23 protein-coding genes are annotated in these 25,459 nt (G+C 36.6%); 16 read left to right on the forward strand and 7 right to left on the reverse strand.

What is annotated here, in order from left to right:
• Nucleotides 1-12 precede the first annotated feature (12 nt).
• From BLT30_RS10125 to guaB, 8 genes are all read left to right on the forward strand, one after another.
• The gene (locus tag BLT30_RS10125; protein WP_089873420.1) at nt 13-1,404 is read left to right on the forward strand and encodes a hypothetical protein; all 1,392 of its coding nucleotides are present in this window, start codon (nt 13-15) and stop codon (nt 1,402-1,404) included.
• Entirely contained in the window at nt 1,404-1,730 is a 327-nt protein-coding gene (locus BLT30_RS10130) for a nucleotide pyrophosphohydrolase (RefSeq protein ID WP_089873421.1), read from the forward strand. The genes BLT30_RS10125 and BLT30_RS10130 overlap by 1 nt, the downstream gene beginning before the upstream one ends.
• Before the next feature lie 74 nt (nt 1,731-1,804).
• Nucleotides 1,805-3,025: a 3-phosphoshikimate 1-carboxyvinyltransferase gene (locus tag BLT30_RS10135; protein ID WP_089873422.1), complete on the forward strand. Its 1,221-nt coding sequence runs from the start codon at nt 1,805-1,807 to the stop codon at nt 3,023-3,025.
• Nucleotide 3,026: 1 nt separating this feature from the next.
• Complete coding sequence (locus BLT30_RS10140) at nt 3,027-3,686, forward strand: hypothetical protein (RefSeq protein WP_089873423.1); 660 nt, start codon at nt 3,027-3,029, stop codon at nt 3,684-3,686.
• A gap of 20 nt (nt 3,687-3,706) precedes the next feature.
• Complete coding sequence (locus BLT30_RS10145; RefSeq protein WP_089873424.1) at nt 3,707-4,378, forward strand: hypothetical protein; 672 nt, start codon at nt 3,707-3,709, stop codon at nt 4,376-4,378.
• Nucleotides 4,379-5,173 carry an SDR family oxidoreductase gene (locus tag BLT30_RS10150; RefSeq protein WP_089873425.1) on the forward strand — a complete coding sequence of 265 codons (795 nt, stop codon included), beginning with the start codon at nt 4,379-4,381 and terminating at the stop codon, nt 5,171-5,173.
• A gap of 51 nt (nt 5,174-5,224) precedes the next feature.
• Nucleotides 5,225-6,832, forward strand: coding sequence for a BamA/TamA family outer membrane protein (locus BLT30_RS10155; protein ID WP_175487173.1), 1,608 nt, complete (start codon nt 5,225-5,227; stop codon nt 6,830-6,832).
• A 215-nt stretch (nt 6,833-7,047) separates the two neighbouring features.
• Nucleotides 7,048-8,508 carry an IMP dehydrogenase gene (guaB, locus tag BLT30_RS10160; protein ID WP_089873427.1) on the forward strand — a complete coding sequence of 487 codons (1,461 nt, stop codon included), beginning with the start codon at nt 7,048-7,050 and terminating at the stop codon, nt 8,506-8,508.
• Nucleotides 8,509-8,638: 130 nt separating this feature from the next.
• Here the strand turns inward: guaB and BLT30_RS10165 are convergent, their stop codons facing one another.
• Nucleotides 8,639-9,505, reverse strand: a complete 867-nt coding sequence (locus tag BLT30_RS10165) for a T9SS type A sorting domain-containing protein (RefSeq protein ID WP_245707169.1) — start codon at nt 9,503-9,505, stop codon at nt 8,639-8,641.
• A gap of 342 nt (nt 9,506-9,847) precedes the next feature.
• Between BLT30_RS10165 and BLT30_RS10170 the strand changes: the two genes are divergently transcribed.
• A complete protein-coding gene (locus BLT30_RS10170) occupies nt 9,848-10,195 on the forward strand; it encodes a hypothetical protein (RefSeq protein WP_089873429.1) in 348 nt (115 codons plus the stop codon).
• Between the two features lie 31 nt (nt 10,196-10,226).
• Here the strand turns inward: BLT30_RS10170 and BLT30_RS10175 are convergent, their stop codons facing one another.
• A complete protein-coding gene (locus tag BLT30_RS10175; RefSeq protein WP_245707157.1) occupies nt 10,227-11,282 on the reverse strand; it encodes a DUF4407 domain-containing protein in 1,056 nt (351 codons plus the stop codon).
• 178 nt (nt 11,283-11,460) lie between these two features.
• On the opposite strand from BLT30_RS10175, the gene BLT30_RS10180 reads away from it, so the two are divergent.
• Nucleotides 11,461-11,889, forward strand: coding sequence for a hypothetical protein (locus tag BLT30_RS10180; protein ID WP_139166619.1), 429 nt, complete (start codon nt 11,461-11,463; stop codon nt 11,887-11,889).
• Here the strand turns inward: BLT30_RS10180 and BLT30_RS10185 are convergent.
• The gene (locus BLT30_RS10185) at nt 11,882-12,829 is read right to left on the reverse strand and encodes a YihY/virulence factor BrkB family protein (RefSeq protein WP_089873432.1); all 948 of its coding nucleotides are present in this window, start codon (nt 12,827-12,829) and stop codon (nt 11,882-11,884) included. The two genes, BLT30_RS10180 and BLT30_RS10185, sit on opposite strands and share 8 nt — an antisense overlap.
• Before the next feature lie 39 nt (nt 12,830-12,868).
• Nucleotides 12,869-13,387 carry a gamma carbonic anhydrase family protein gene (locus BLT30_RS10190; protein ID WP_089873433.1) on the reverse strand — a complete coding sequence of 173 codons (519 nt, stop codon included), beginning with the start codon at nt 13,385-13,387 and terminating at the stop codon, nt 12,869-12,871.
• A gap of 363 nt (nt 13,388-13,750) precedes the next feature.
• Here BLT30_RS10190 and BLT30_RS10195 point away from each other — a divergent pair, with 363 nt between their 5' ends.
• The 4 genes from BLT30_RS10195 (at nt 13,751) to BLT30_RS10210 (ending at nt 17,236) form a co-directional block, all read left to right on the forward strand.
• Nucleotides 13,751-14,629, forward strand: a complete 879-nt coding sequence (locus BLT30_RS10195; RefSeq protein WP_089873434.1) for a NifU family protein — start codon at nt 13,751-13,753, stop codon at nt 14,627-14,629.
• 115 nt (nt 14,630-14,744) lie between these two features.
• Nucleotides 14,745-15,779, forward strand: a complete 1,035-nt coding sequence (hemH, locus tag BLT30_RS10200) for a ferrochelatase (RefSeq protein WP_089873435.1) — start codon at nt 14,745-14,747, stop codon at nt 15,777-15,779.
• A 183-nt stretch (nt 15,780-15,962) separates the two neighbouring features.
• Nucleotides 15,963-16,343, forward strand: coding sequence for a VOC family protein (locus BLT30_RS10205; RefSeq protein WP_089873436.1), 381 nt, complete (start codon nt 15,963-15,965; stop codon nt 16,341-16,343).
• A 107-nt stretch (nt 16,344-16,450) separates the two neighbouring features.
• Nucleotides 16,451-17,236: an FRG domain-containing protein gene (locus tag BLT30_RS10210; protein ID WP_089873437.1), complete on the forward strand. Its 786-nt coding sequence runs from the start codon at nt 16,451-16,453 to the stop codon at nt 17,234-17,236.
• Nucleotides 17,237-17,461: 225 nt separating this feature from the next.
• On the opposite strand, the gene BLT30_RS10215 is transcribed toward BLT30_RS10210, so the two are convergent.
• Together BLT30_RS10215 and BLT30_RS10220 are read right to left on the reverse strand one after the other, a co-directional pair.
• Nucleotides 17,462-20,194 carry a M16 family metallopeptidase gene (locus BLT30_RS10215; protein WP_089873438.1) on the reverse strand — a complete coding sequence of 911 codons (2,733 nt, stop codon included), beginning with the start codon at nt 20,192-20,194 and terminating at the stop codon, nt 17,462-17,464.
• A gap of 126 nt (nt 20,195-20,320) precedes the next feature.
• Complete coding sequence (locus tag BLT30_RS10220) at nt 20,321-21,184, reverse strand: phosphatase PAP2 family protein (protein ID WP_089873439.1); 864 nt, start codon at nt 21,182-21,184, stop codon at nt 20,321-20,323.
• A gap of 76 nt (nt 21,185-21,260) precedes the next feature.
• On the opposite strand from BLT30_RS10220, the gene ruvC reads away from it, so the two are divergent.
• Both ruvC and BLT30_RS10230 read left to right on the forward strand, forming a co-directional pair.
• Nucleotides 21,261-21,815: a crossover junction endodeoxyribonuclease RuvC gene (gene ruvC / locus BLT30_RS10225; protein ID WP_089873440.1), complete on the forward strand. Its 555-nt coding sequence runs from the start codon at nt 21,261-21,263 to the stop codon at nt 21,813-21,815.
• A 76-nt stretch (nt 21,816-21,891) separates the two neighbouring features.
• Nucleotides 21,892-24,018: a helix-turn-helix domain-containing protein gene (locus BLT30_RS10230; RefSeq protein ID WP_089873441.1), complete on the forward strand. Its 2,127-nt coding sequence runs from the start codon at nt 21,892-21,894 to the stop codon at nt 24,016-24,018.
• Between the two features lie 96 nt (nt 24,019-24,114).
• On the opposite strand, the gene serS is transcribed toward BLT30_RS10230, so the two are convergent.
• Nucleotides 24,115-25,383, reverse strand: coding sequence for a serine--tRNA ligase (serS, locus tag BLT30_RS10235; protein WP_089873442.1), 1,269 nt, complete (start codon nt 25,381-25,383; stop codon nt 24,115-24,117).
• Between the last annotated feature and the right edge of the window lie 76 nt (nt 25,384-25,459).

Below are 25,459 nucleotides of genomic sequence, written 5' to 3' on the forward strand. Positions count from 1 at the left end.
TAAACGATTTAAATGAAACTAAAAATATTTCTTGGCATCGCATTTTGGTCACTTTTGCTATTAGCAGGCTGTAATCGTGATGATATTTCTTTTGATTCACCCACTCAACTTTTGAGATTCTCTACTGACACAGTTTTTTGCGACACCGTTTACAACCAAATGCGTTCGGAAACTTATGCTGTAAAGGTTTATAATAATGAAAACAAGGATGTTCTCATTCCAAGAATTGCTTTGGAAGGTGGAAGTGGTTCGCTTTACAGAATCAATGTAGATGGGAAAGTTGGAACGAGTTTTGAAAATGTGGCTCTGAGAAAGAAAGATAGTCTTTATGTTTTCGTAGAAATTGCGCCTGTTGCAAATGCTCCGGAAGCTATTGCCGAAGACAAAGTGGTTTTCAATACACCTGCTGGAGAACAGAAAGTGACACTTTTCTCCGTGGTTCAGGATGCAGAATATTTTATTAAAACCGATACAAATCCAAATATCATTTCAGAAAATACAACCTGGACAAATAATAAAGCTAAAATCATTTTTGGAGATTTGACGATTGCTGAAGGAAAAACTTTAACAATGGAAAAAGGAACCAAAGTCTATTTCCGAAAAAACAGCGGAATGAATTTTGAGAAAAATTCTGGCTTAACTGTCAATGGAGCTTTAGGAGAAGAAGTGATTTTCCGGGGTGATAGAAGTGACACCAAATATGATACACTTCCTGCCAACTGGAACGGCATCAAAATGGAAGAAGGCTCTCTTCTTAATATGAATTATGCAAGAGTTTTTGGTGGAAACGTAGGTCTTCAGCTGAAAAAGAATGATGCAACCATCAACAATTCTATTTTCCATACTTTTCAGAATGTTGGTATTTATGGAATTCATTCACAACTTACAATGAATAATGTTGTTATGAACAACTGTGGTGAAGCTGACCTTGCGATTGCTGCTGGTGGAGATTATACACTTAATTATTGTACGCTTGCTAATTACTGGAATCTGAATCCTTCGATGTCTGCTTTGGGAATCTATGCAAGTGATATTTGGGAAAATGAAAATGGAGAACCTGAAATTGGAGATTTTGAATTGAATGTCAATAATTCAATTATTTATGGTGATACACCAGATATGATTACAATTAATAAATCTAATGGAAATGTCTTAACTTTTCAATATGAGTTCAGAAATTCATTATTGAAATTTACATCTAATTCTGGGTTGACCATTGGTAATACTAATACTGCCAACGAAGATCCGGAATTTCAGAATTATTTTACTCAGAAAATGAATTTGAGAGTGAAAGCTAATTCTAAAGCAAGAAGCAAGGGAACTAATTTAAACACACCTATCACAGCAACAGATATTGTTGGAATTACCAGAACTTATCCTGCAACTTTAGGAGCTTATCAATAATGGAAATCACAACACTTCAAAATCAGGTTGATGAATGGATAAAAACCATCGGTGTCCGTTATTTCAATGAATTGACAAATATGGCAATGCTGACGGAAGAAGTCGGCGAAGTTGCCAGAATCATTGCCAGAAGATACGGTGAACAATCTGAAAAAGAATCAGACAAATCCAAAGATTTGGGCGAAGAATTGGCTGATGTCCTTTTTGTGACAATTTGTTTAGCGAATCAAACAGGAACGGATTTGCAGTCAGCATTTGATAAAAAATTAAAAGTTAAAACAGAGCGTGACAAAGACCGACACGCCAATAATGAAAAATTAAAATAGTGAGAGGTAAAATGTAAGAAGTCAAAAAGTTTTTATTGACCTTTTACCTTTTATTTTTCACATCTCACAAAACTATGATATTAAAAAAATCAGAATTAATAGACGGAAAAAATATACAAATTACCGGTTCGAAAAGTATTTCGAACCGTCTTTTGATTTTAGGGAAATTGTTTGGGAATATTGACATGCTTAATCTTTCCAATTCTCAGGACACTACTTTGTTAAAAAAAGCTTTGGAATCAGATTCCGAAACCATTGATATTCACCACGCTGGAACTGCAATGCGATTTCTGACTTCTTATTATTCCATTTTTGAAGGCAGGAAAACCATTTTGACAGGTTCTGACAGAATGAAAAACCGACCAATCAAACCTTTGGTAGATGCACTTCAATCTCTTGGGGCTGACATCACTTATCTTGAAAAAGAAGGATTTCCGCCGTTGCAGATCATCGGAAAGAAATTGCAGAAAAATTCGGTTAAAATTTCGGCCAATGTTTCCAGTCAGTTTTTGACTTCTTTGATTTTAATTGGAGGAAAATTGGAAAACGGTTTAACATTGGAATTGGAAGGCGAAATCACATCCCGACCTTATCTCGAAATGACTCTGAAAATCCTGAACGAAATTGGAATCAAATCCCATTTTGCAGAAAACACAATCGAAATTGTTTCTCATTCTGATAATTTCAGAACCGAACATTACGAAGTGGAAAGCGATTGGTCTTCTGCTTCTTATTTCTATTCATTGTCTGCGATTGGTAGAAAATCGATTACTCTGAAAAGCTATCATACACTTTCTCTTCAAGGTGACAGTATAATTAAAGAAATCTACTGGAAATATTTTGGAATCAACACCGTTTCTGATTATGCAGAAAATTCGATTTCATTATTACCTGAACCCGCTTTTGAATATCCTGAATTGATTTCTCTGGATATGAATGATTGTCCTGACATTGCGCAAACCCTTTGTGTAACAGCAACGGCATTGAAAATTCCATTCATTATAACTGGACTTCATACTTTAAAAGTTAAAGAAACCGACCGACTGGTGGCGCTTCAAAATGAATTATTGAAAATCGGTGGAAAAACACATATCACGGTTGATAAAATCGAATCTTGTGAATTCATTGAGCCAGAAGATAACATTTCTATCGCGACTTACAACGACCACAGAATGGCAATGGCTTTTGCACCTTTTGCGTTGGTTATAGAACTGAATATCGAAAATGAAGACGTTGTCGAGAAATCTTATCCTGAGTTTTGGGAGGATTTTGCTGAAGTGACAACTAATATCTAGGATGAAGAAAGAGTTATTTTATGTAATTTTAATACTATTTGTCATTTTCGCTGGCTACAAATTTGTGAAATCTATTGAAGGAATAGAAACTGCAGATTTAGAATACAATACGGTTTATTCAGAAAAATATGACGAAGATTTATTCAATGATAAATTGTTAGGAAAAAGTAAGAAAGAAATTATTGGTAAATTAGGAAAACCTCTTAGGACTGAAAACATAGAATCTTATTCAAAATTTCTTTATCGAGATAAAAAGGACAGTATCTATATAGATTGCTCTGGAGGTGTTGATTTAAGCAGTTACAATATTACAGATAAGAGTTATAGCTTTTTGACTTTTGAGTTCGATTCTAAAAATAATGTTAAAGAAGTATATGAAGTTAGGTATGCGGAAAAATTTGATTCTGACAGCTTAATTGGAATATCAAAAGATGATGTTATAAAAAAATTCGGAAACCCAATTCAGATTGCACAAATCAACTTTGATGAAACGATTGTGTCATTTTCAAATATTAAAGATGGTGCTTATACAGGAAAAAAGCCGAAAATACATATAAGAAGTATTGTCTTTGCTCCAAATGATATAGCTACAAAAATCATAAAAACAGATGGCAATCCTTACAATCAGTCAGAAAATTTGTGCAAAATCATTAATAATTAAATAGAGTTATCTAGTTTAAAATGAAATATCTCTTTTCTTTCTTAACCTTAATTTTTTTCTCGATTCTCCAATCTCAGGAATTGAAGGATTTTGTAATTCCGAAAGGTTATGAGAAAATCATTGAAGTAAAAGGTGATTTGGACAAAGATGGAAAAGAGGAAATTGTAATGGTTTTTAATACTGATAAAATCATCAATAACATTTCTAATGGATTGGAAAGAAAACTCTACATTCTGAAAAATATTAATGGTAAATTAAAAGTTTGGCAAGAGAATTTTAATCTGCTTTTCGATAGTAAAGAAGGATTTTATCCGGAAAGTAATGAATTGGAATTGAGTATTAAAAATAATTGCCTAATCATTTTTCAATCTTATTTCTCAAATTCCCGTCATACTGTGACTTCAAAAAATACTTATAGATTCCAAAACGGTGATTTTTATCTGATTGGTGCTTTGGCGAAATTTGATGACACCTGCGAATTTAATTTCTCCAACGAAATCAATTTTTCAACTGGTAAAGTTATTATCGATGACCAATATTCTGAATGTGACAGCGGCTACGAAAGAGAAGTTCCTAAAAATTACTATAAAGAATTCATTTACAAAATTCCCAAACTCATAAAAATGAGCGACTATAAAATGGGGAAAAATGAAATCAAAATTCCTAATTCAAAAAAATCTTTTAATTTCTAAATGTCAAAAACAATCATTATCACAGGCGCATCATCCGGAATTGGATTTGCACTTGCAGAATATTTCGGAAAGAGAGGAAACAAAGTTTATGGACTTAGCAGAAAAGTCGTAAGCTCCGATTATTTCGTTTCGATTCCAACAGATATTACGGAGAAAGAACAAATAGACAACGCCATTTCTGAAATCCTGAAAACAGAAACCAGAATCGATGTGCTTATCAACAATGCCGGAATGGGAATGGTTGGTGCAGTTGAGGATTCAAGCAAAGAAGATATTACGAAGTTATTCAATCTCAATTTGATCGGTTCTGTACAAATGATGACGGCTGTTCTTCCGAAAATGAGAGAACAGAAATCCGGAAAAATCGTCAACATTTCCAGCATCGGTTCCGAAATGGGATTGCCTTTCCGTGGATTTTATTCCGCTTCCAAATCTGCTTTGGACAAAGTGACGGAAGCAATGCGCTACGAAGTTTATCCTTGGAATATCCACGTTTGTTCCCTTCATTTGGGCGACATCAAAACCAATATTGCGGAAAATCGTGTAAAAACTAAAGTGTCTGAGCCTTACAGAAATGTCTTCGAGAAAGTCTATGCTTTGATGAATTCCCACGTTGGCGACGGAACTGAGCCTTTGGATGTTGCAGTTTATGTTGATAATCTTCTTCAGAAATCAAAATGGAAAGCACATTACTATTTCGGGAAATTCGGGCAGAAAATTGGCGTTCCTCTCAAATGGATTCTTCCTCAGAATACTTACGAAAATCTGATGAAGAAGTATAATAAAATGGACTAACTTCGGTTTTAGAATTAAGGCTTTTATTTTTGAAAGCCTTTTATATTTATTTTGAAAAAGCTGTTCTATATATTCTTGTTACTTCTGAGCATATTTTCTTATGCTCAAACAAAAGAATTTTGGCTAATAGACAAAGAAACCAAAGTAAAGAAAATCGTTTCCGATTCAGCAAAAGCAGTTAAATTTCTGGATTCTCTGGCAGAAAATTCTTACTTTTTTACAGAACTGAAGGACGTCAAAAAAATCGAAAATCGAACAGAGATCTATTACGACAAAGGCCCAAACTTTAACAAAGCCAATGTCAAATTCTCAGATTCTTTAGTTTCTGATTTGAAGTTTCAGAAGAATGAGGTTTATACAAAAAACCTAGACTCGCTTAAGAAAAATATCAATCAAAAATATCGGGATAAAGGCTTCGCTTTCAATCGTGTGAAAACCAAGTTCCAGAAAATGGAAAACGGAGTTCCTTCGGTAAAAATATCGGTTGTTCCTGCTTCACAAAGGAAAATCGACGGCATTGTTTTCAAAGGTTATACTCGTTTACCGAAACAATTCGTTAAGAATCTCAACAAACAATATGTCGGAAAAAACTACGATGATAAGAATCTGGTTTCTATGAACCAGTCTTTGCAGAATCATCAGTTTGTGTCATTGGAAAAACCACCGCAGACCTTATTTACCAAAGATTCTACGCAGGTTTTTCTATTCACTCAAAAACGAAAAACCAATACTTTTGACGGGATGATTGGCTTCGGAAATGACAAAACTGAAAAATTTACCGTCAACGGAACACTGAATGTAATGCTGAAAAATATGTTCAACAGCTTCGAAAGCATCGGCATATATTGGCAGAGAAATCCCGACAAAGGTCAGACTTTTGATATGCAGACTGATATTCCTTACACTTTTGGGAGCAATGTCGGTTTGAACGTGAATGTCAACATTTTCCGACAGGATTCCACTTTTGCGAACGTCAAATTTCTGCCTGCAGTTTATTATCATCTTTCTCCGAAACAAAAACTCGGTCTCAAAGGAACTTTCGAGTCTTCTGCGATTTTGGATTCGCTGTATACGAGTGGTCGGGATTACAGTAAAAAAGGCATTGGTGTTTATTATCAGTATCAGGAAGGGAGCGATATTCCGCTGTTCATGAACAAAAGTAATATCCGTATAGAAGCCGATTTCCTGAAGACAACTTATGATGATACGCAGGAAAAATTTGACCAGATCCGGTATTTTCTCTTTGCGGAACATAATTTCAATTTGTCAGGAAATCACTTTCTTAACATCAAAGGAGAATCCGCTTTGCTCAGTTCAAAAAACGAATTATCTACAAACGAACTTTTTCGGTTTGGAGGCTGGAACTCGATGCGGGGTTTTAATGAGCAGAGTCTCGTCAGCGATTTTTACGCCTTTGCTGGTGCCGAATACCGTTATCTCGTCAATGACCAAGCCTTTTTCGATTTGTTTGCGCAATATGGGCAAATGTCCAACAAAGCCCTGGGAATCACGCCAAAACTCTACAGCGTAGGCCTGGGATTCAACTTTTTTCTTCCCGTCGGTTTGATGAGTTTTCAAATTTCCAACGGAAACGAAATCGGCAATCCATTTAAATTCAACGAAGTGAAAATCCATTGGGGAATTCTCAGTCGTTTTTAATTTTTTTAGAAGCCGGGAACCTGCTGTCCACTATATCTTTTGCAAAAACCCAACAACTCATTCCGAGGCTGTTTTTTGCAAAAGGATGCCGTTCCCATCAGGGCTATGGGATTCAACATTCAAACAACATTTCCCTGAATATTAATTATTTATAAAATAAATTACGATATTTTCAAATTCCATAAAAATAGCTTAATTTTGCAAAGAAAGTAAAGATGTCTATTCATAACAAAATTGTAGAGACAGCCATCACTTTCGATGACGTGCTTCTAGTTCCTTCTTATTCAGAAGTTTTACCTAACCAGGTTTCCCTAAAATCAAGACTTACAGACAAAATTTCGCTTAATGTCCCGATTGTTTCCGCAGCGATGGATACGGTTACAGAAGCAGAATTGGCGATTGCATTGGCAAGAGTCGGCGGTCTTGGATTTATTCACAAAAATATGACAATTGCCGAACAGGCATCACAAGTCAACAGCGTGAAACGTTCCGAAAACGGAATGATTGCCGACCCAGTGACTTTGTCAAAAGACCATACTTTGGCAGAAGCCAAAGAACTGATGGCAAAATATAAAATTTCCGGACTTCCTGTCGTTGACAAAAACAATTACCTCATCGGTATCATTACCAACCGTGATGTGAAATATCAAGAAAATCTTGAAGTTAAGGTTGAGGAAATAATGACGAAAGAAAACCTTATCACATCTGATAAAACAACGAATCTTGAAAAAGCGAAAGAAATTTTGCTGAAAAACAGAATCGAGAAACTTCCAATTGTTGATAAGAAAAACAAACTCGTTGGATTAATTACAATAAAAGATATCGACAATCAATTAGAATATCCGAATGCCAACAAAGACCAAAACGGCCGTCTTATCGTTGGGGCTGGAGTTGGCGTTGGTGAAGACACAATTGAAAGAATCACAGCATTGGTAAAAGCTGGTGTTGACATTGTCGCCATTGATTCAGCTCACGGACATTCGAAAGGTGTTTTGGATAAAATCTCTGAAATCAGAAAAACATTCCCAGACCTTGACATCGTTGGTGGAAACATCGTAACTGCTGAAGCTGCAAAAGATTTGATAAAAGCTGGTGCTAATGTTCTTAAAGTTGGTGTTGGGCCAGGTTCTATATGTACAACCAGAGTCGTTGCCGGTGTCGGCGTTCCTCAATTATCAGCAATCTATAACGTTTACGAATTTGCGAAAAAGAAAAATGTAGCTGTTATCGCTGATGGTGGAATCAAACTTTCCGGAGACATTGTAAAAGCCATTGCAAGTGGTGCTGGCGCTGTAATGCTGGGTTCACTTCTTGCTGGAACAGATGAAGCTCCAGGAGAAGAAATTATCTTCCAGGGAAGAAAATTCAAATCTTATCAGGGAATGGGTTCTCTTTCTGCAATGAAACGTGGCGGAAAAGAGCGTTATTTCCAGAGTGAAGCCAAAAAATTTGTTCCGGAAGGAATCGAAGGAAGAGTTCCTCACAAAGGAAAACTGGAAGATGTGATTTTTCAATTGACTGGCGGTTTGCGAGCAGGAATGGGTTATTGCGGTGCAAAGGATATCGAAACTTTGCAAAAAGATTCAAAATTGGTAATGATAACAGGAAGTGGTTTGAAAGAATCCCATCCACACGATGTGATTATTACGCAAGAAGCTCCGAATTACTCTTTGTAAAAGGATTTATTTTATTACAATAAAACTCCGAATCATTTAATGACTAATGACTCGGAGTTTTTTACAAAAATTATACATAAAAAAGAGCTACATTTCTGTAGCTCTTAAAATTTACTTAAAGTTGCAGGAATTACTTCTTGATAACTTTTGTAGATTCTTTAGAACCATCAGCATATTTAATGCTTACGATGTAAGAACCTTTAGCAAAATTCTCTACATTAATAGACGTTTCAGCTGTAGTTTTTACAATTTTACCTGCTGCATCATAGATAGACACGGATTCTACTTTCTTATCAGATTTGATATTAACAACATCTGTAGCAGGATTTGGATAAACGCTTACAGAAGATTTTTTAGTTACATCAGACACAGCCAAGAAAGGACTTGTATTAGTTGCACTTGCAACGATATTATCAAAACCGCTAGTAGATATACCCGATAACAATACATCAAATTCTTGTGGATTCAAATCAGGAGTACCAAAATAGCTTATAACATCACCACCGTTAACTTGAGCACTTACTTCACCTGTTGTTTTATCATAAGCCGCTTTAATATGATACCAAGTATTAGTTGTAACCTGATCAACAAGTATCTCGCCGTCTAATTGGTCAGCTATATACAAATAGCCATCATCTTGACTCCATCCAATTTCGAATGGCTGCTCAAAACCAGCATCAACATCATAAATTTGCACAACTCCTGCACCTCCTGCACCTCCAGTTCCTGTATAATAGTCAAATTCTAATACAAATATATTATTTGCACTAGATCTACCTTCCCAGTTAGTACTATGAAAATGCCATACACCTTCATTAGCAGCAATACTAGCCAATTTAAAAGATTTGCCGTGAGCAGCATCAATATTAGCAACCTGGGTCCAGTTTGCATTTCCTCCGCCATCTCTGGCCCAACCTCCTTGGGTATTTAAATTGCCCACACTGTAGGTTTCAAAATTGTCTGTCCAAAGACTTTGCGAATAAGCAGTAAAAGCCATCACCGCTGTTAAAGAAAAAGATAAAATTCTTTTCATAATAATTAAATTTTAAAATTAGGAAGCCAAAGTTATTAATTATTTTTCAAAAAAAACAAACAAACATTTAATTTTTGGCATTGATTTCTAATTTTAACGTTTACATCCTCAATATGCTTTTGTAATTTTTAATTATAAATAATTAAGAAACAAATATTTAGAACAAGTATTGGAAACAATAAAATTTGTTTACCACCATTCATTTTTAACGGCCAATTTCAAAATTTCTATATTTTTTATAAAATAATGCTCAAATTAACGTTGATTATCAAATAACTTAATAAATTTGCAGCTTAGTTTTTTGCAATGAAAAAGAAGGTCCTATTCTCAATATTATTTTTATCTGTTTTTGTTTTCGGAATGCTTTCTTTCACTCCTAATAAGAAAGTGATAGCTGTTGTTTTCAACAAAGAAATGACGAGGCAGGACTTGATGAGCCTGCAAAAGAATCTGAAGGAAAAAAACATCATTCTTGTTTATAATAAGATCCAGTTTACAAAAAACAGATTGAGTTATATCGATTTTAGTATCGATTTTGGGGATGGGTTTTCCGGAACTTCAAAATCCGAGATTACAAAATCGAAAGAAATTGGATTTATGAGAGATTATAATGATAACGCCGAACAGCCCTTTTTAGTTGGCGATTTAAAATAAATAAAGCTTCCGGATTTGGAAGCTTTTCTTTTTATGTATTATCCTGTTTTTTATCTTTTCTAATTTTAAGATCATCTTCAAAATCGTCAATCCGATAATCTGTCAAAGAATTTCCTTTCCTTATTTTCTCCTTAGAATAAAGCCTGAACTCATTTTCTGTTTTTTCCAAAAGATAATCGTAAGGACCGACCGAAGAAATTAGTTTTATCAAAACTGGTGAAATTTCAAGACAGACAAACAATCCCATAATAAAACTTGCTGCCAAAGCAATGATTGCCGAGTTTTTCCCCAATTCATCCAATGCCTGTAGTCTTGCCGCAAAACCATTGAATTTATCTTCGATACCTTCTGTTGATTTTCTTTCGGTTTCAAGATTGGAATAGACTTTTGAGATTTCTTTGTCAAGATATTGCAAACGCTCTTGCTGTTGTTTTTGGTAATTTTCCAGGTCGGCCCGTTTCTGTTCTTTCAATTCAGACTTACGTTTCGCATTGGTTCCGAATCCCACTTTTCCACTTGTTAAACCAGATTGTTTACCCAAAATTTCTTTTTCCAATTCTACAGAGGCCGAGTCATAAGCTAATTGATAAGTTTTGATTTGATTCTGGATTTGTTTCTTCTCCAAATCAAAAGGTCCGGATTGCTGCAAAATCCTTCCGCTCATCTCTGCCTGCAATTGTTTCTTATTTCTTTGAATAATCGTATTTAGTTGTTTGTTAACTTCCTTTTCGAAGATTTTCAGCTCAAGAGGCTTTGAAATAATAATTCCGAGAAACGTTGCCAAAATCAAACGCGGAATGGTCATCAAAACCTGATTCCACCAAGTTCCGGTTTTCTTGATCGAGGAAACAATATATCTATCGAGGTTGAAGATCATCAATCCCCAAAGAATTCCAAACCCAACGGAAGCCCAAATATTATCAAAAACGGTAAACATCGCATAACCTGCCGATAATGTTGCAAAAATCGCAGTAAACAAAACGATTCCCCCGATTCCTGCAAACTTGTTCCATTCGGAAGGCGATTTTTTCAGCAAATGAATATTCCCGCCGGAACAAATCATCAGAAAATGCTGAAACCAATTCATTTTATGAGTGTTAGTATTTTTCATTGATTATAAATTCATCATAATTTGTATTTTAAAACGTTAATTTGTTACAAATAGTATTAGGTTTTGCCTAATATCTAAATCTGTACCATTTTTTAATTTTATTTATATTAAATTTATAGGTATCATATTTGATGACACACTCAAAAAGTATTTTATGAAAAAATTATGGTTTTGCTTAGGAATAATTATGGTTTCATTTTCTTGTAAATCAACCATTAATCCGGACACACTTCCAAAACCGCTTCCTGAAAGACCCGTAGATAGCGCTGGCAATCTGACTCAACAGGAATCAAACGAAATGGAGAATCTGAAATCTGAAATCCTTGCAATGGCAAAAAGTGAAAAATGCACCAATCCCGCCGATTGGAAAACCATTGGATTAGGAGCAAAAGCTTGTGGCGGACCTGTAAGCTACATTGCTTATTCTAATAAAATTGATGAAGTGAAGTTTCTCGAAAAAGTCAATCTTTACAATCAGAGAGCCGCGGATTACAATAAGAAGTATAATCTGGTTTCAGATTGTATGCTGGTAATGCAACCTGAGAATATCGTTTGTGAAAATGAAAAGCCTGTATTTAAATAGGTTCTGAATTCTGGAGAGCAAGTTGTTTTTTTTGTTCCTCAACATCTCGGTATAATTTTTCTTTGCTCCACTTAGCGTGTTTGGAGGGTATGATTTTGTGTCCTCTTTTGTAAGCGTAAACCTTGGTAAATTCTGCCCCGAAAAACACGAGCTGACAGGAATAATTAATCCACATCATCAGCAAAATCACAGTTCCTGCCGCTCCGAAAATGGACGTTGGTTTTGAAAAATCGAAATAAAAACTCATCAGCATTTTCCCGATATTGAAAAGTAGGGCCGTAACAATTGCTCCAATCCAAACCGATTTCCATTTGATTTCCACATCTGGTAGCACTTTGAACATAAAAGCAAACAAAACTGTAACGACAGCAAATCCTAAAATGAAATTACTAGCCTGGACAATCACATAAGTTTCCATTCCGAAATATCTTGTGATCCATTGATTGGCCAAACCAATAACAGACGAAAGCAACATACTTGTCAAAAGAAGGAATGCGATGATGAGAATCATCCCAAGGGAATTAGCTCTGTCAAGGATGAATTTCTGCCAGGCCTTCTTGGGTGCCGCTTCCACATCCCAAAGATTATTGAGTGTGGTCTGCATTTGGAAGAATAAGCTGGTTGCACCAAAGACCAAAGTTCCAACGCCGAGAGCTTTCATCCAGAAATTTTCTTTATCAATCATCGCACTTGCAATAATATCCTGGATGCTTTTAGCACCATCATAACCCATTATTCCTTGAAGCTGACGCCTGATTTCTCCATTTACCGCTTCTTCACCAAAGAAATGCCCGGTAACCCAGATGATGATGATCAACAATCCCGGCAAAGAAAATATTGCATTGTAGGCCATACCCGCACTGTCTTTGGCTGCTGACGAAGACATCCATTCACCAAAGGTTTCCTTCAGAACCTCCCAAAAAGATTTAAGCTTATTCATCGTTTAAATTTCTTTGGGAAATTCAATCTTTATACCAACCTATTCCTCTTTGTACCAGCTGGAGTATTTAACATAGTTATTGGCTATTCTATTGATCTCGCCTTCTACAAGATTCTGAGACACATCCTTCACTTTTTTTGCAGGAACGCCAGCCCAAATTTCGCCTTCTTTGATAATCGTGTTAGCCGTTACAACAGCACCCGCCGCGATAATCGAATTGCTTTCCACGATACAATCATCCATTACGATTGCTCCCATTCCGATCAGCACATTATCTTTGATTGTACATCCGTGAACAATTGCATTATGACCAATCGAAACATTGCTTCCAATCGTCGTCGGACTTTTTTGGTAAGTGCAATGTATCATCACATTGTCCTGAACATTCACTTTGTCGCCCATTTTGATGAAATGAACATCGCCTCTCAAAACTGCATTGTACCAAATGCTGCAATCTTTTCCCATCGTAACATCACCAATAATTACCGCCGTTTCTGCCACAAAAGTATTTTCCCCCAACTGAGGCGTTTTTCCTAAAAGCTCTCTGATAATTGCCATTATTTTATTTTTAGAATTATAAATATTTGGGCGCCTTTATCCGTCCTCCACTCCCGCTTTTTTATTTTTCCGGGAAAAAAATAAAAAGAGCTCCGTTCAGGCCGGGGCGCAGATTGGTTTTCCAATCAAATTTTGACATTCATTTAGCCAAAATCAAACCAATAGAAAAAATCGAAAATCCGCAAAGCTTCTCATAATCAAAACTTAACATAACATTGGGATTTATCGGCTTTTTTCTTCCACCAATTTACGATAATTTTGTAGTTCAATAGACTTAAAATGAAACATTCAGCTATAACTTTTGTCAGTTTCTGAAAACTGCAGTCTGAATGTTACATCACAATTAAAAAATAAATAGAACAAATGAAAGAAATCATAATAGAACCTACAGAGAATCCGAAGGTGATGAAGTTTGTAACAGACTACAATCTCATTCCAGGTTCATTAGAACTTGACCGCGATTCTGACATTTCCGAAATCCCGTTGGCTCAGGAATTGTTTAATTATCCTTTCGTGAACAGAATCTTCATCACAGCCAATTTCATTGCCGTTGCAAAAGAAGATACTGTGGAATGGGAACATGTTGCAGAAAGTCTGAAAAATATTATCGAAGATGAGCTTTTGGCCAATCCTAGAATCTATCTTCAGAAAAGAAAAGAAATGTATCAGATCTATTCTGAGATGACCCCAAATCCTGCAGTTATGAAATTCATTTCCAGCAAAATGTTGATGGACGGATTTATTGAAGTGAAGTCTAGAGAAGAATCGGAAAGCGTTCCTTTGGCGCAGGAATTATATGAAGCATTTGATTTTGTGAAAGAAGTTTATGTGAGTGATAATTTTGTTGCTGTGACCAGAGATGAACAATTTCAATGGCACGAGATCATGAATCAGGTTCGTTCTTTCATTGCAGAATTTTTGCAGGCCGGGAAAACCATTTCAAATGCCGAACCTCATCAGCACGAGAACCCTGTTCTGAAAATCATCAACAGAGAATATACGAATGATGAGCAGAAAATCAGTGATATCCTGAACGAATATGTTGCTCCGGCTGTAGAAAATGACGGTGGAAAAATATCTCTGATCGAATACGACCAAGAAAATAAAACAGCAAAAATGCTTCTTCAAGGAGCCTGCAGCGGTTGTCCGTCTTCCACAGCAACGTTGAAAAACGGAATCCAAAGCATCCTTAAACAGTTCGTTCCGGAATTGGTTGAAAATGTGGAAGCCGTGAATGGATAAAGGCTTCAAGAGCCTCAGCCTGGCAATGAAACTAAAATTAATTTAATCATTAAATTTGTCATTCAGTAGGAAACGTTTCCTACTGAATGGAAAAATATTGCTTTAACAAATAAGTATGCCGAGTCAATCAAACAACAAAAAAGGAATTCTATTGGTCAACCTAGGTTCGCCGAAATCGACGGATGTAAAAGATGTAAAAGATTATCTGGACGAATTCCTGATGGACGAGAAAGTTATCGATTATCGCTGGATTTTCCGAGCATTATTGGTTCAGGGGATTATTTTGAAAACCAGGCCAAAGAAATCGGCGGAAGCTTACAAAACAGTCTGGACTGACGAAGGTTCGCCTTTGATCGTGATTTCTAAACATCTTCAGCAGAGGCTTCAGGAGATCGTGGATGTTCCGGTCGGTTTGGGAATGCGTTATGCCGAACCATCGATACAAACCGGGATTCAGGAATTGGTGGACAAAGGCATTACGGAAATCACGCTGGTTCCGCTTTATCCGCAATATGCGATGAGTACAACAGAAACCGTGATCGACAAAGCGGAAGAAGTTCGACTGAAATTCTTTCCGGATATCAAGATCAATTATGTTCAGCCGTTTTATAATAGAGAGATCTATATCAATGCTTTGGCGAAAAGTATTGGCGAAAAGTTGCCTCCAGATTTTGATTTGCTTCAATTCTCGTATCACGGCGTTCCGGAAAGACACATCTATAAAACCGACCCAACGAAGACCTGCAGTATGGATAACTGCTGCCAGAAAGATAATCTTCCTTCGCATAAATACTGTTACAGACATCAATGTTATAAAGTGACGGAGTTGGTTCGTGAGAAATTAGGTTTGCCCAAGGAAAAAGTCTTGGTCACTTTCCAATCACGATTGGGTAAAGACAAGTGGATGGAACCTTACACAGACGCCACACTGGAAGGTCTTGGTAAGAAAGGTATCAAGAAACTGGCTATTGTTTGTCCCGCTTTTGTGTCAGATTGTTTGGAAACTTTAGAGGAGATCTCTGTGGAGGGAAAAGAGATTTTCCTGCACGGCGGAGGCGAGAGATTCGATTATATTCCTTGTTTGAATGAAGACCCAAATTGGGTGAATGTTGTGAAGATTTTATCTGAAGAGAAATTGTCTCAATTTTAAGTTCTGCTTTTTTTAACGCAAAGTCGCAAAGTTTTTTAACTGCTGAATGTTTTTAAGAGTCGCAAAGACGCTTCGCTCATCAAATCGTTATTTTATCGAAGATAAAATCTTTGCACCTTCTTATTTATTATTTTTTTAATCTTGTGCCTTTGCGATAAAATATAACTTCAAACAAAAATTAAAATGATTTTCCGATATGCACGACATACTCAGAATCTGGAAAAACTGATTGGTTTTTACACCAAGGTTTTGGACTTTAAAGTTCTCGGAGATTTCAAGGAACATAATGGTTATGCCGGGGTTTTTCTTGGGAAGGAAAATGAGAATTGGCATTTGGAATTTACGCAGGACGGCAATCTTCCGAAATCTAAATTCGATGATGATGATATCCTGGTTTTCTATCCGGAAACTTTGGAAGAGTTTCAGAAGATCGTTGCGAATCTTGAATATTACAAAGTTCCGATTCTAGAACCGAAAAATCCTTATTGGAAAGAAAACGGAATCTGTTTTGAGGATTGTGACCATTACAAGATCATTGTTTCTGACCTTAGAATTACAAAATAAATTAGCCCGCTTCAACTATTTGAAGCGGGTTTTTGTTTGGGATTTTGATAGAGTCGTTTTTATGAATTATAATTATATTTACAAAAGAAGTTTATCAATTTATTATAATGCAAGAAATAACTGTTACATCTTTAATCGAATTTATTAATTGTTTAGAAATACGAGAATCATTAATTATGAAATGTATTTATCGTGGACAAAGAGATAAAGAGTGGAAGCTAACTCCTTCATTTTATAGGCTTCAAATATCCATTAATGATAATTCTAAAGCAGAAATATTACCAAACTATGAAACCTATGAAAATTATATTCTTGATGATTTTCATAGGAAAGGAATTAATTTACTTGAAAAATATAACATCAAAGATAGGCTTGATTTAATGGTAGTTGCTCAACATCACGGATTACCCACTAGGTTATTAGATTGGACAGATAGTCCATTAATTGCCTTATTTTTTGCAGTAGAAAACTCTTCTTTAGAATCTGATTGTTGTGTATATGAATTTCTTCCAAATCAAGGACATACATATGATTATGTAAATAAAAATCTTAACAATGAAAATGAATATCATTTAGTTAGACCTTTTCAAATTAATGAAAGAGTCAAGGCTCAAGATGGATGTTTTATATTACATCCTCTGCAGAAAAATTTACAAATTAAAAGTTTTAATGATTTACTGGAAGAGCAGGATAAACTTAAATATTTATGTAAAATAGTAATTCCGTCAGCATATAAAGAATCCATAAAAAAAGATTTAGATAAATTAAATGTGAATAGGTTTACTATATATCCCGATTTGGATGGCCTTTCAATGAAAATACAATCCGATTTGGCATCATATCCTTTATTTTATGAAGGAAAAAAATATACGCGGGAAAAAAGAAAAATTTGAATAATAAGAATTTACAGATTAATAGATTCATCTCTAAGAGCTACATTTTTAATAATATGTTGAGATTCCTCCGGAATGACAAAAATGTGGATATTGTATTCGTTATTGATTTATTCTTTTCTTGCGGGCTTCGAGAGCCTCAGCCTGACAAAGTGTTTGATAAAAAAGAAAACCCTTTCAGAGTTTGGAACTTTGAAAGGGTTATTTTTTGAATAATCTTTTTAATTATTTTTTATTGAAATCTCCTGCAAATACAGAAGTCAACTTATCTTCGCTGATGTATTTTTTTAGAACATCGTTCACCTGAGATACCTTCAATGCAGAAACTTTTGCTTCCAAAGCATCATACTCATCCAAAGACTGGCCATACTGAAGCTGAGAGTTAACCAATCCCATCAAGGTATTGTCGTTTCCTAGACCTGTTTTTCTCGAGTTGAGCCAAGATGTTAAATTAGATTTGAATTCCTCTTCTGTGAAACCGTCTTTTACTGCTTTGTTAACTTCTTCCTTCAAAGCTTTGCTCACTGCATCTTTTTTGGTCGGGTTGAAGAACGCATACCAAGCCCAGGATGCGACGTTGTTATCAATAGGAACATTGATGTAAGAACCTGCGCCATAGCTGATTCCTTCTTTCTCACGAAGTCTGGTTGGGATTCTCGCCGTTAAGAAACCACCGCTTCCTAACATTTCGTTGGCAATAACGAAAGCTGGATAATCCGGAGATTTTCTGTCCATAGAGAAACTGATCTTCCCAACCGCTGCACCATTTTCTTTATCTGGTGTGAGATATTCTTTGTCTTGTTTTTTGGTTGCAAATAATTCCGGCTTAATGTATTCGTAGGTTGATTTTGAATTCCATTTTCCGAAAGTTGATTCCAATAATCCTGCAACCGTTTTGCTGTCAACATCTCCGATAACAGAACCAACACCGTTGTTTCCGCCTAAGATCTTGTTATAGAAGTCTACCAATTGCTCTCTCTTCACTTTCTTGTTGTTATCAATCTGTTCCTGAGTAGAAGCCGTGTAATAGATACTTTCTTTAGGATAATTCTCAGTGATTTTTTCAATCTCTGTGAACGCTATTGACTGCGGGTCATTCAGTGAACTTTCAAGATAAGTATTGTACTCGTTGATTGTTTTTGCCAATTCTGCCTCCGGGAAAGTAGATTCTGTCAGGATTTCCTTGATAAGAGCCGTTACTTTTGGTAGGCTTTCTTTGTAAGTACTGAAATTCACGAATAATGTCTGGCCACTGAATCCGAAATTGACGTTAGATTTCCATTGGTCCAGCATATCCTGGATCTGTTCTTTGGTGTGAGACTTAGTTCCTGTTTTAAGAACCTGGGCCATCAGAGAACCTACATCAGATTTGCCATTTAAATCTTTAGCATTACTTACTGGAAATTTGAAGCTTCCAAGCACTTTACCACCTTTGATATCTTTTTTGATCAAACCGTATTTCATTCCGTTGCTTAATTTGCCTTCTGTCAAATTAGCTTTCAGATTTTTGATACTCGCTTCGAAAGGTGCCGCTTCTTTTTCAAGAGCTTTCCCTTTGTAATCGTTGGTCAGAGAAGCAATCTGTTCATTGGTATATTCGATATTCTTAACTCTTACCTCATCTTTTGCCGGCATGAAAACACCAACTGTTCTGTTGTTCGTTCTAAAATATTTCTCAGCGACTCTTTGAACATCTGCTACAGTCAATTTCTCAACTGCATCTCTGTAAAGGAAGCCTAATTTGTAATTACCTGCACCTACGATCTCAGTCAAATTAATTGCGAAATTGATAGTGTTGTTCTTAATATTCTCGATTTGCTTCAGCAACTTAGCTTTCGCTCTTGCCACATCTTGCTCTGTATATTTTGTAGTAGCGATTTTGTCCAATGCTGCACGGAAATCGTTTTCAGTGGCTTTCACATCTTTATCAGCCGGAACATCCAACCCAAAATACAAATAACTTGCGTCTCTTACCAATGGTTGATAAGCATAAACAGAAGCTGCTTTATGTGTATCGATCATTGCTTTATAAAGATAACCGGAAGGGTCGGCCGTCAATACTTCCTGCAATGCATCCAACGCTGCGTAATCTTTGTCCGCATAAGGTGCCGTATGATAGAGCGCACCTATTACTTTACTATCGCCGGAACGTTTCAGTTCTACAAAACGCTCTCCGTCCTGAGCTGGTTCAACAGTGTAAGGCGTTTCAAGAACTCTGGCAGGTTTTGGAATGGTTGAAAAATATTGAGTAATATATTCCAAAGCTTTTTTCTCATCAAATTTTCCAGCAACAATCAAAGTTGCATTGTCTGGCTGATAATATTTTTCGTAGAATTTTCTCAGCGTCACCGCCTTTACTCTTTCAACATCTTCTTTACTTCCGATCGTACTGTTTCCGTAGTTATGCCAAAGATAGGCTGTAGAAACTATACGCTCCATCAATACACCGCCTGGATTGTTTTCCCCGATCTCAAACTCGTTTCTTACGACTGAAAATTCCTTATCAAGGTCTGACTGAAGAATTGTTGCATTCACCATTCTGTCTGCTTCCATTTCCAGGAACCATTTCAGATTCTCATCATTAGAAGGAAATACTTCATAATAATTGGTTCTGTCGTACCAAGTTGTTCCGTTGGCGTTACCTCCTTTGTCAGACAACATTTTCTTGATATCTCCTAGCTTTTTCGTACTTTTGAACAGCATGTGTTCCAGCAAGTGCGCCATTCCTTTCTCGCCATAACCTTCGTGTTTGGAACCAACATTATAAACGATATTCACAACAGCGTTACTTTGAGAAGGATCGGAAAGTAAAAGAACTTTCATTCCGTTGCTCAAGGAATATTCTTTGATTCCTTCTGTGTTACTGATAAATTTTGGAGTTTCGGCTTTTTGAGAAAACACAGGTGTCGCATAACCTGCATAGAACACGACCGCCGCAGTCAGTAGAAAATTCTTCATGTTTCTATAGTTAAATTTTTAGGTTTCTAAAATTAAAGACTATTTCTATTAAAATAGATTACTCAGTCAGTTTTTATGAAAAAATTAACTATTTACTATATTATTGCATACGGAAATGTGATTAATTTAAAAAATACCTGTAATTCCTAACATATTTGGAGAAGCATTGATATTCCATTTTATAATTCGATATTTTTTATCATCAAAATGATTCATATACCGATAAGTTCCCTCTACTACAAAATAGCTGATTGCCGCACTGAGAAAAACATCCGAGAAAAAATGCGCACCATCCCACATCCTTGACACTGGTGTAATAGATCCAACAGAATAGATCCCGGCTTTTACCCAGGGATTTTCAAATTGCTTGGCCAATGAGAACATTGTTGTAGCGACCAAAATCGTATGCCCCGATGGAAACGATCTATATGCAGGCTGCCCACTAAAAGGTTCAAAATGGGATTTACCTTCACCAGCTCCGGGACGAGCACGCCCAACCAGCGCTTTGGCAAATGTTTGTATTAATCCCGCCGTAGTCGCCGATGAGATCATCAGAATACCAGTATTTCTTATTTTGTCATTTTTGGTAAAAAGTCCTGTAAGATATACCGCGCTGGTTATCCCATAATTGTTTTGCGGGCTTCCAAAATAATAACCAAAACCTTTAAGAAACTCTGGCGCTTTTTCTCCTTGTTTCATAAAAAAACGACTGGTGTCATTATCTACAGAATACAATAAAACAGTTCCAATTGCCACACCTCCAAAGTCCAACCAATTGTCCTTTTTCCAATAATAAGGTCTGGAATAACTGTGAAAAATGTTATCCACGATCTGTTTGCCATCCAAGACCAATTGTCTGCCAATAGTTGCTTTAGCATTAATTTGGGAACTTTCAATTTCAACATTACCAATCTCCATGTTCAGACTGTCAGCATTTTGAGAAAAAGTATTAATACAGAGAAAAAGAAAAAATGGAATGAAAAACTTCATAGATCTATCGGTTACATTCGAGTGCAAAGATAGTTCAATAGAAAATTATCTCAATAATAATTGTAATTTTGCAGATATGGTAGTGGAAAAAGTAATTTTAGGAATTGATCCGGGAACCGCAATAATGGGGTTTGGAATTATTTCTGTCAAGGGAAGTAAAATGGAGCTGATCGCCATCCACGAACTGATCCTGAAAAAATACGAAAATCATGAAACAAAACTCAAGGTCATTTTCGATAAAACATTGGCCTTGATCGATGAGTATAATCCTGATGAAACCGCTTTGGAAGCGCCATTCTTTGGGAAAAATGTACAAAGTATGCTAAAACTTGGGCGGGCTCAGGGTGTCGCAATGGCCGCAAGTCTCCACAGGAACATTCCTATTATCGAGTATTCTCCTAAAAAAATCAAAATGGCAATCACCGGCAATGGAAATGCCAGTAAAGAACAAGTCGCAGGAATGCTACAAAACCTTTTGAAACTAAAAAAATTCCCTACAAAATATCTTGACGCTTCCGATGGTTTGGCCGTTGCGGTTTGTCATCATTTCAATTCAGGAAATATTTTGACAGACAAATCTTATTCCGGTTGGGATAGCTTTTTAAAACAAAATCCGGATAGGATTAAATAATTTTCTTCGCTCTTTCAATTTTTTTCTGTTTTCTTTAAACTTGATTCGTCTCTCCTGATTCTTTATCTTTGAATCGATGAATGACTCTCTTTTTGAAATCGTAGAACATACCAACCGAAGCATTTTCCTCACCGGAAAAGCAGGGACCGGAAAGACTACATTTCTGAACGATTTTGTAAAAAAAACCAAGAAAAAACACATTGTAGTTGCACCAACAGGAATCGCAGCTATCAATGCTGGCGGTGTTACCATACATTCTATGTTTGGATTGCCGCTCAGGACCTTTCTCCCGACCACAGAAAGAATCAACCAAAATCTGGCGAACAATATTGCAGACCTGATGGTCCATTTCAAATACCGAAAAGATAAACTGAAACTTCTTCGGGAGATCGAGATCATTATTATTGATGAAGCATCGATGCTTCGTGCAGATGTTCTGGATATGATGGATTTTTCCCTGAGACACGTCCGCAGGAATCAGCAGAAATTCGGTGGTGTTCAGATGTTGTTCATTGGTGACCTTTATCAGCTGCCTCCTGTGGTAAGGGATGAACATGTTCTTTCGATGTATTATTCATCGCCTTTTTTCTTTCACGCCAAAGCTTTGGAAGGCAGTAATTTCATCACATTGGAGCTCACCAAAGTTTATCGACAGACCGATGAACATTTTCTCGCAATCTTAAATGCCATCCGGGACGGGATTACCGAGGATATAGACTTCGACGCATTAAATGAAAGATATCAGCCCGACTTTGATCCAATAGATGAGGCTTATGTCTATCTCTGTTCGCACAACAAAATGGCGGATGACATCAATCAAAAAAAGATAAAAGAGCTTGGCGGAAAATCTCATACTTACATTGCAGATGTTGTTGGCGATTTCAAGGAAACACAGTATCCGAATGATGAGGTTCTGGAACTGAAAGTTGGTGCACAGATCATGTTCATCCGAAATGACACGTCATCCGACAAAAAATATTACAATGGAAAACTCGCTCAGATCTCATATCTCGACGAAGATGAAATCTCTGTGATCCTTGACGGAAGCGAGGAAGAGATCACTTTGAAAGCGGAAACCTGGGAACAGAAAAAATATTCCCTTGATGATGAAAAGAATATCAAAGAAGAAGTCTTGGGAAGTTTCAAACAATTCCCTATCCGTCTGGCCTGGGCGGTTACCATCCATAAAAGTCAAGGTTTGACATTCGACAGGCTGATCATCGATGCGGGGAAAAGTTTTGCTTCCGGGCAGGTTTATGTCGCATTATCACGTTGCCGAACTTTGGAAGGAATTATTTTGAAATCCAAGATCACACCTGAAGTTATTTTCTCTGACAAACGGGTTTCGAAGTTTCAGGATGAGACGCACGCCAATTCGAAAATTGAGGAAATCCTTAATTCTGAAAAATACAATTACAGCATCCAAAAAGTCATCAGAAGAATTGACTGTGTTTGGTTTCAATCCGCTTTGGAAAACTGGATGGTCATCAGCCGAAGCAGTAAGTTCATCGATAAGGAAAAAGCTGATTATCTTTATCATTGTTTGAAAGCTGACATTGAAAATTACATTACTATTTTTCAGAAATTCGAGAGAATCTTAATTCAAAAAACTCAAAAGTTCCTGCAAGGTGAGGAGGAATGGACCGAGATTGAAGTCAAAGCTAAAGGTGCCGTCAATTTCTTTTTCACAAATGTGAATGAGAAAATATTTTCTCCACTCAAAGATTTTTATTCTGAAACCAAAGGTGTAAAAGGCCTGAAAGCTTTCAACGAAGATTTCCGTGTCTGGCTGGATGATATTGAAGATTATCTTAAGGATCTGAAAGATGTTTATCTTTTGGAAACACCTTTATTTGATAAAGAAAAAGATGTAGAAGTTTCTATGGCAATCAAGAAAGTTCCGACACACGTTTTGACCTATCAATTGTTCCAAGACGGGAAAACAGTTTCTGAGATCGCAAGAGAAAGAGGCTTGGTCAATTCCACAATTTTCGGACATTTGTCAAAATATGCAGAGCAGAATCTACTGGACAGAAATGATTTGCTGAGAATCTATCCTAAGGAAAAAGTGACCGCTTTTGAAAAGATTTTCAAACAGAGTCCGAAAGATAATATCAATGATTGGAAAGCCGCTTTGCCATCGGATTTTGATTATGGTGAGATCCGTTTGATCTGGAATTATTTTTTGAATTTGAAGAAGTAATTTTAACATAAAAGCCAGCAAATATTTTATACCGTGAATTTGTCAAAATAAAAAGCCACAAAGTTTATTTGTGGCTTTCATATTTTAAAATTAGAATTAATTAATCAATTCAAATCTGGCATATTCTGCGATTTTCTTTGGTAGTCTGATGCCTTCTGGAGTTTGGTTATTTTCCAAAAGCGCCGCCATAATTCTTGGCAATGCCATTGCAGAACCGTTCAATGTGTGAACCAATTGCGTTTTTCCGTCGCCTTTGTAACGGCATTTCAAACGGTTAGCCTGGAACGTTTCGAAGTTGGAAACAGAACTTACTTCCAGCCATTTCTCCTGCGCTGCGCTCCAAACCTCGAAGTCGTAAGTCATTGCCGATGCAAAACCTGTATCGCCGCCGCAAAGTCTCATGATTCTGTATGGTAATTCCAGATCTTCCAAAATAGATTTGATGTGCTCTACCATTTCTTCCAAAACAGCATAAGAATTTTCAGGTTTCTCGATTCTCACAATCTCCACTTTTTCGAATTGATGAAGTCTGTTCAAACCTCTTACATGAGCACCATAACTTCCCGCTTCTCTTCTGTAACACTGGGAAAATGCCGTATTCTTGATCGGAAGATCTTTCTCATCCAACAAAACATCACGGTAAAGGTTCGTAACCGGAACTTCCGCAGTCGGAATCAGATACAGATCATCTGCATTCACGTAGTACATTTGTCCTTCCTTATCAGGCAACTGTCCCGTTCCATAACCGGAAGATTCGTTCACAACGTGAGGTGGATTCACTTCCAGATAACCTGCATCTGTATTTTTGTCCAGGAAATATTGAACCAAAGCCCTCTGCAAACGTGCGCCTTTCCCGAAATAAACCGGAAAACCAGCACCAGCGATCTTCACACCTAATTCAAAATCGATCAGGTTATATTTTTTTGCCAATTCCCAGTGTGGGATTGCGCCTTCTCCAAGGCCTTCAACAGTTGTAGATTCATAAATGATCTCGTTATCATCGGCAGAAACTCCGGCAACCACTTTCTCGTTAGGAATATTCGGGAGCTGATAAAGGATATTGATCAGGCTTTTCTCAGCATCGTTCAGTTGAGCTTGTAATTCTTTGCTGGATTCTTTGTATTGCGACGTTTGGGATTTTGCTGTTTCTGCTTCCTCTTTTTTTCCGTCTTTCATCAGAATCCCAATTTCTTTGGAGATCCTATTCATTTCGGAAAGTTGCGAGTCCAGCTCAAACTGTAATCTTTTTCTTTCGTCGTCAGCATTGATTGCTGCATCGACCAAATCTAATTCCTTGAAGTTCCTTTTCTTCAAGCCTTCCAAAACGCGCTCTTTGTTCTCGCGCAAAAAATTAACCTGTAACATAAAAGTTTAAAGTTTAGGGTTTAAGGTTTTGAATAAATATTGAACTCAAAACCACGAACTTTGAACAGTCCGCTGC

Source organism: Epilithonimonas hungarica (assembly GCF_900102265.1).
GTDB classification, from domain to species: domain Bacteria; phylum Bacteroidota; class Bacteroidia; order Flavobacteriales; family Weeksellaceae; genus Epilithonimonas; species Epilithonimonas hungarica.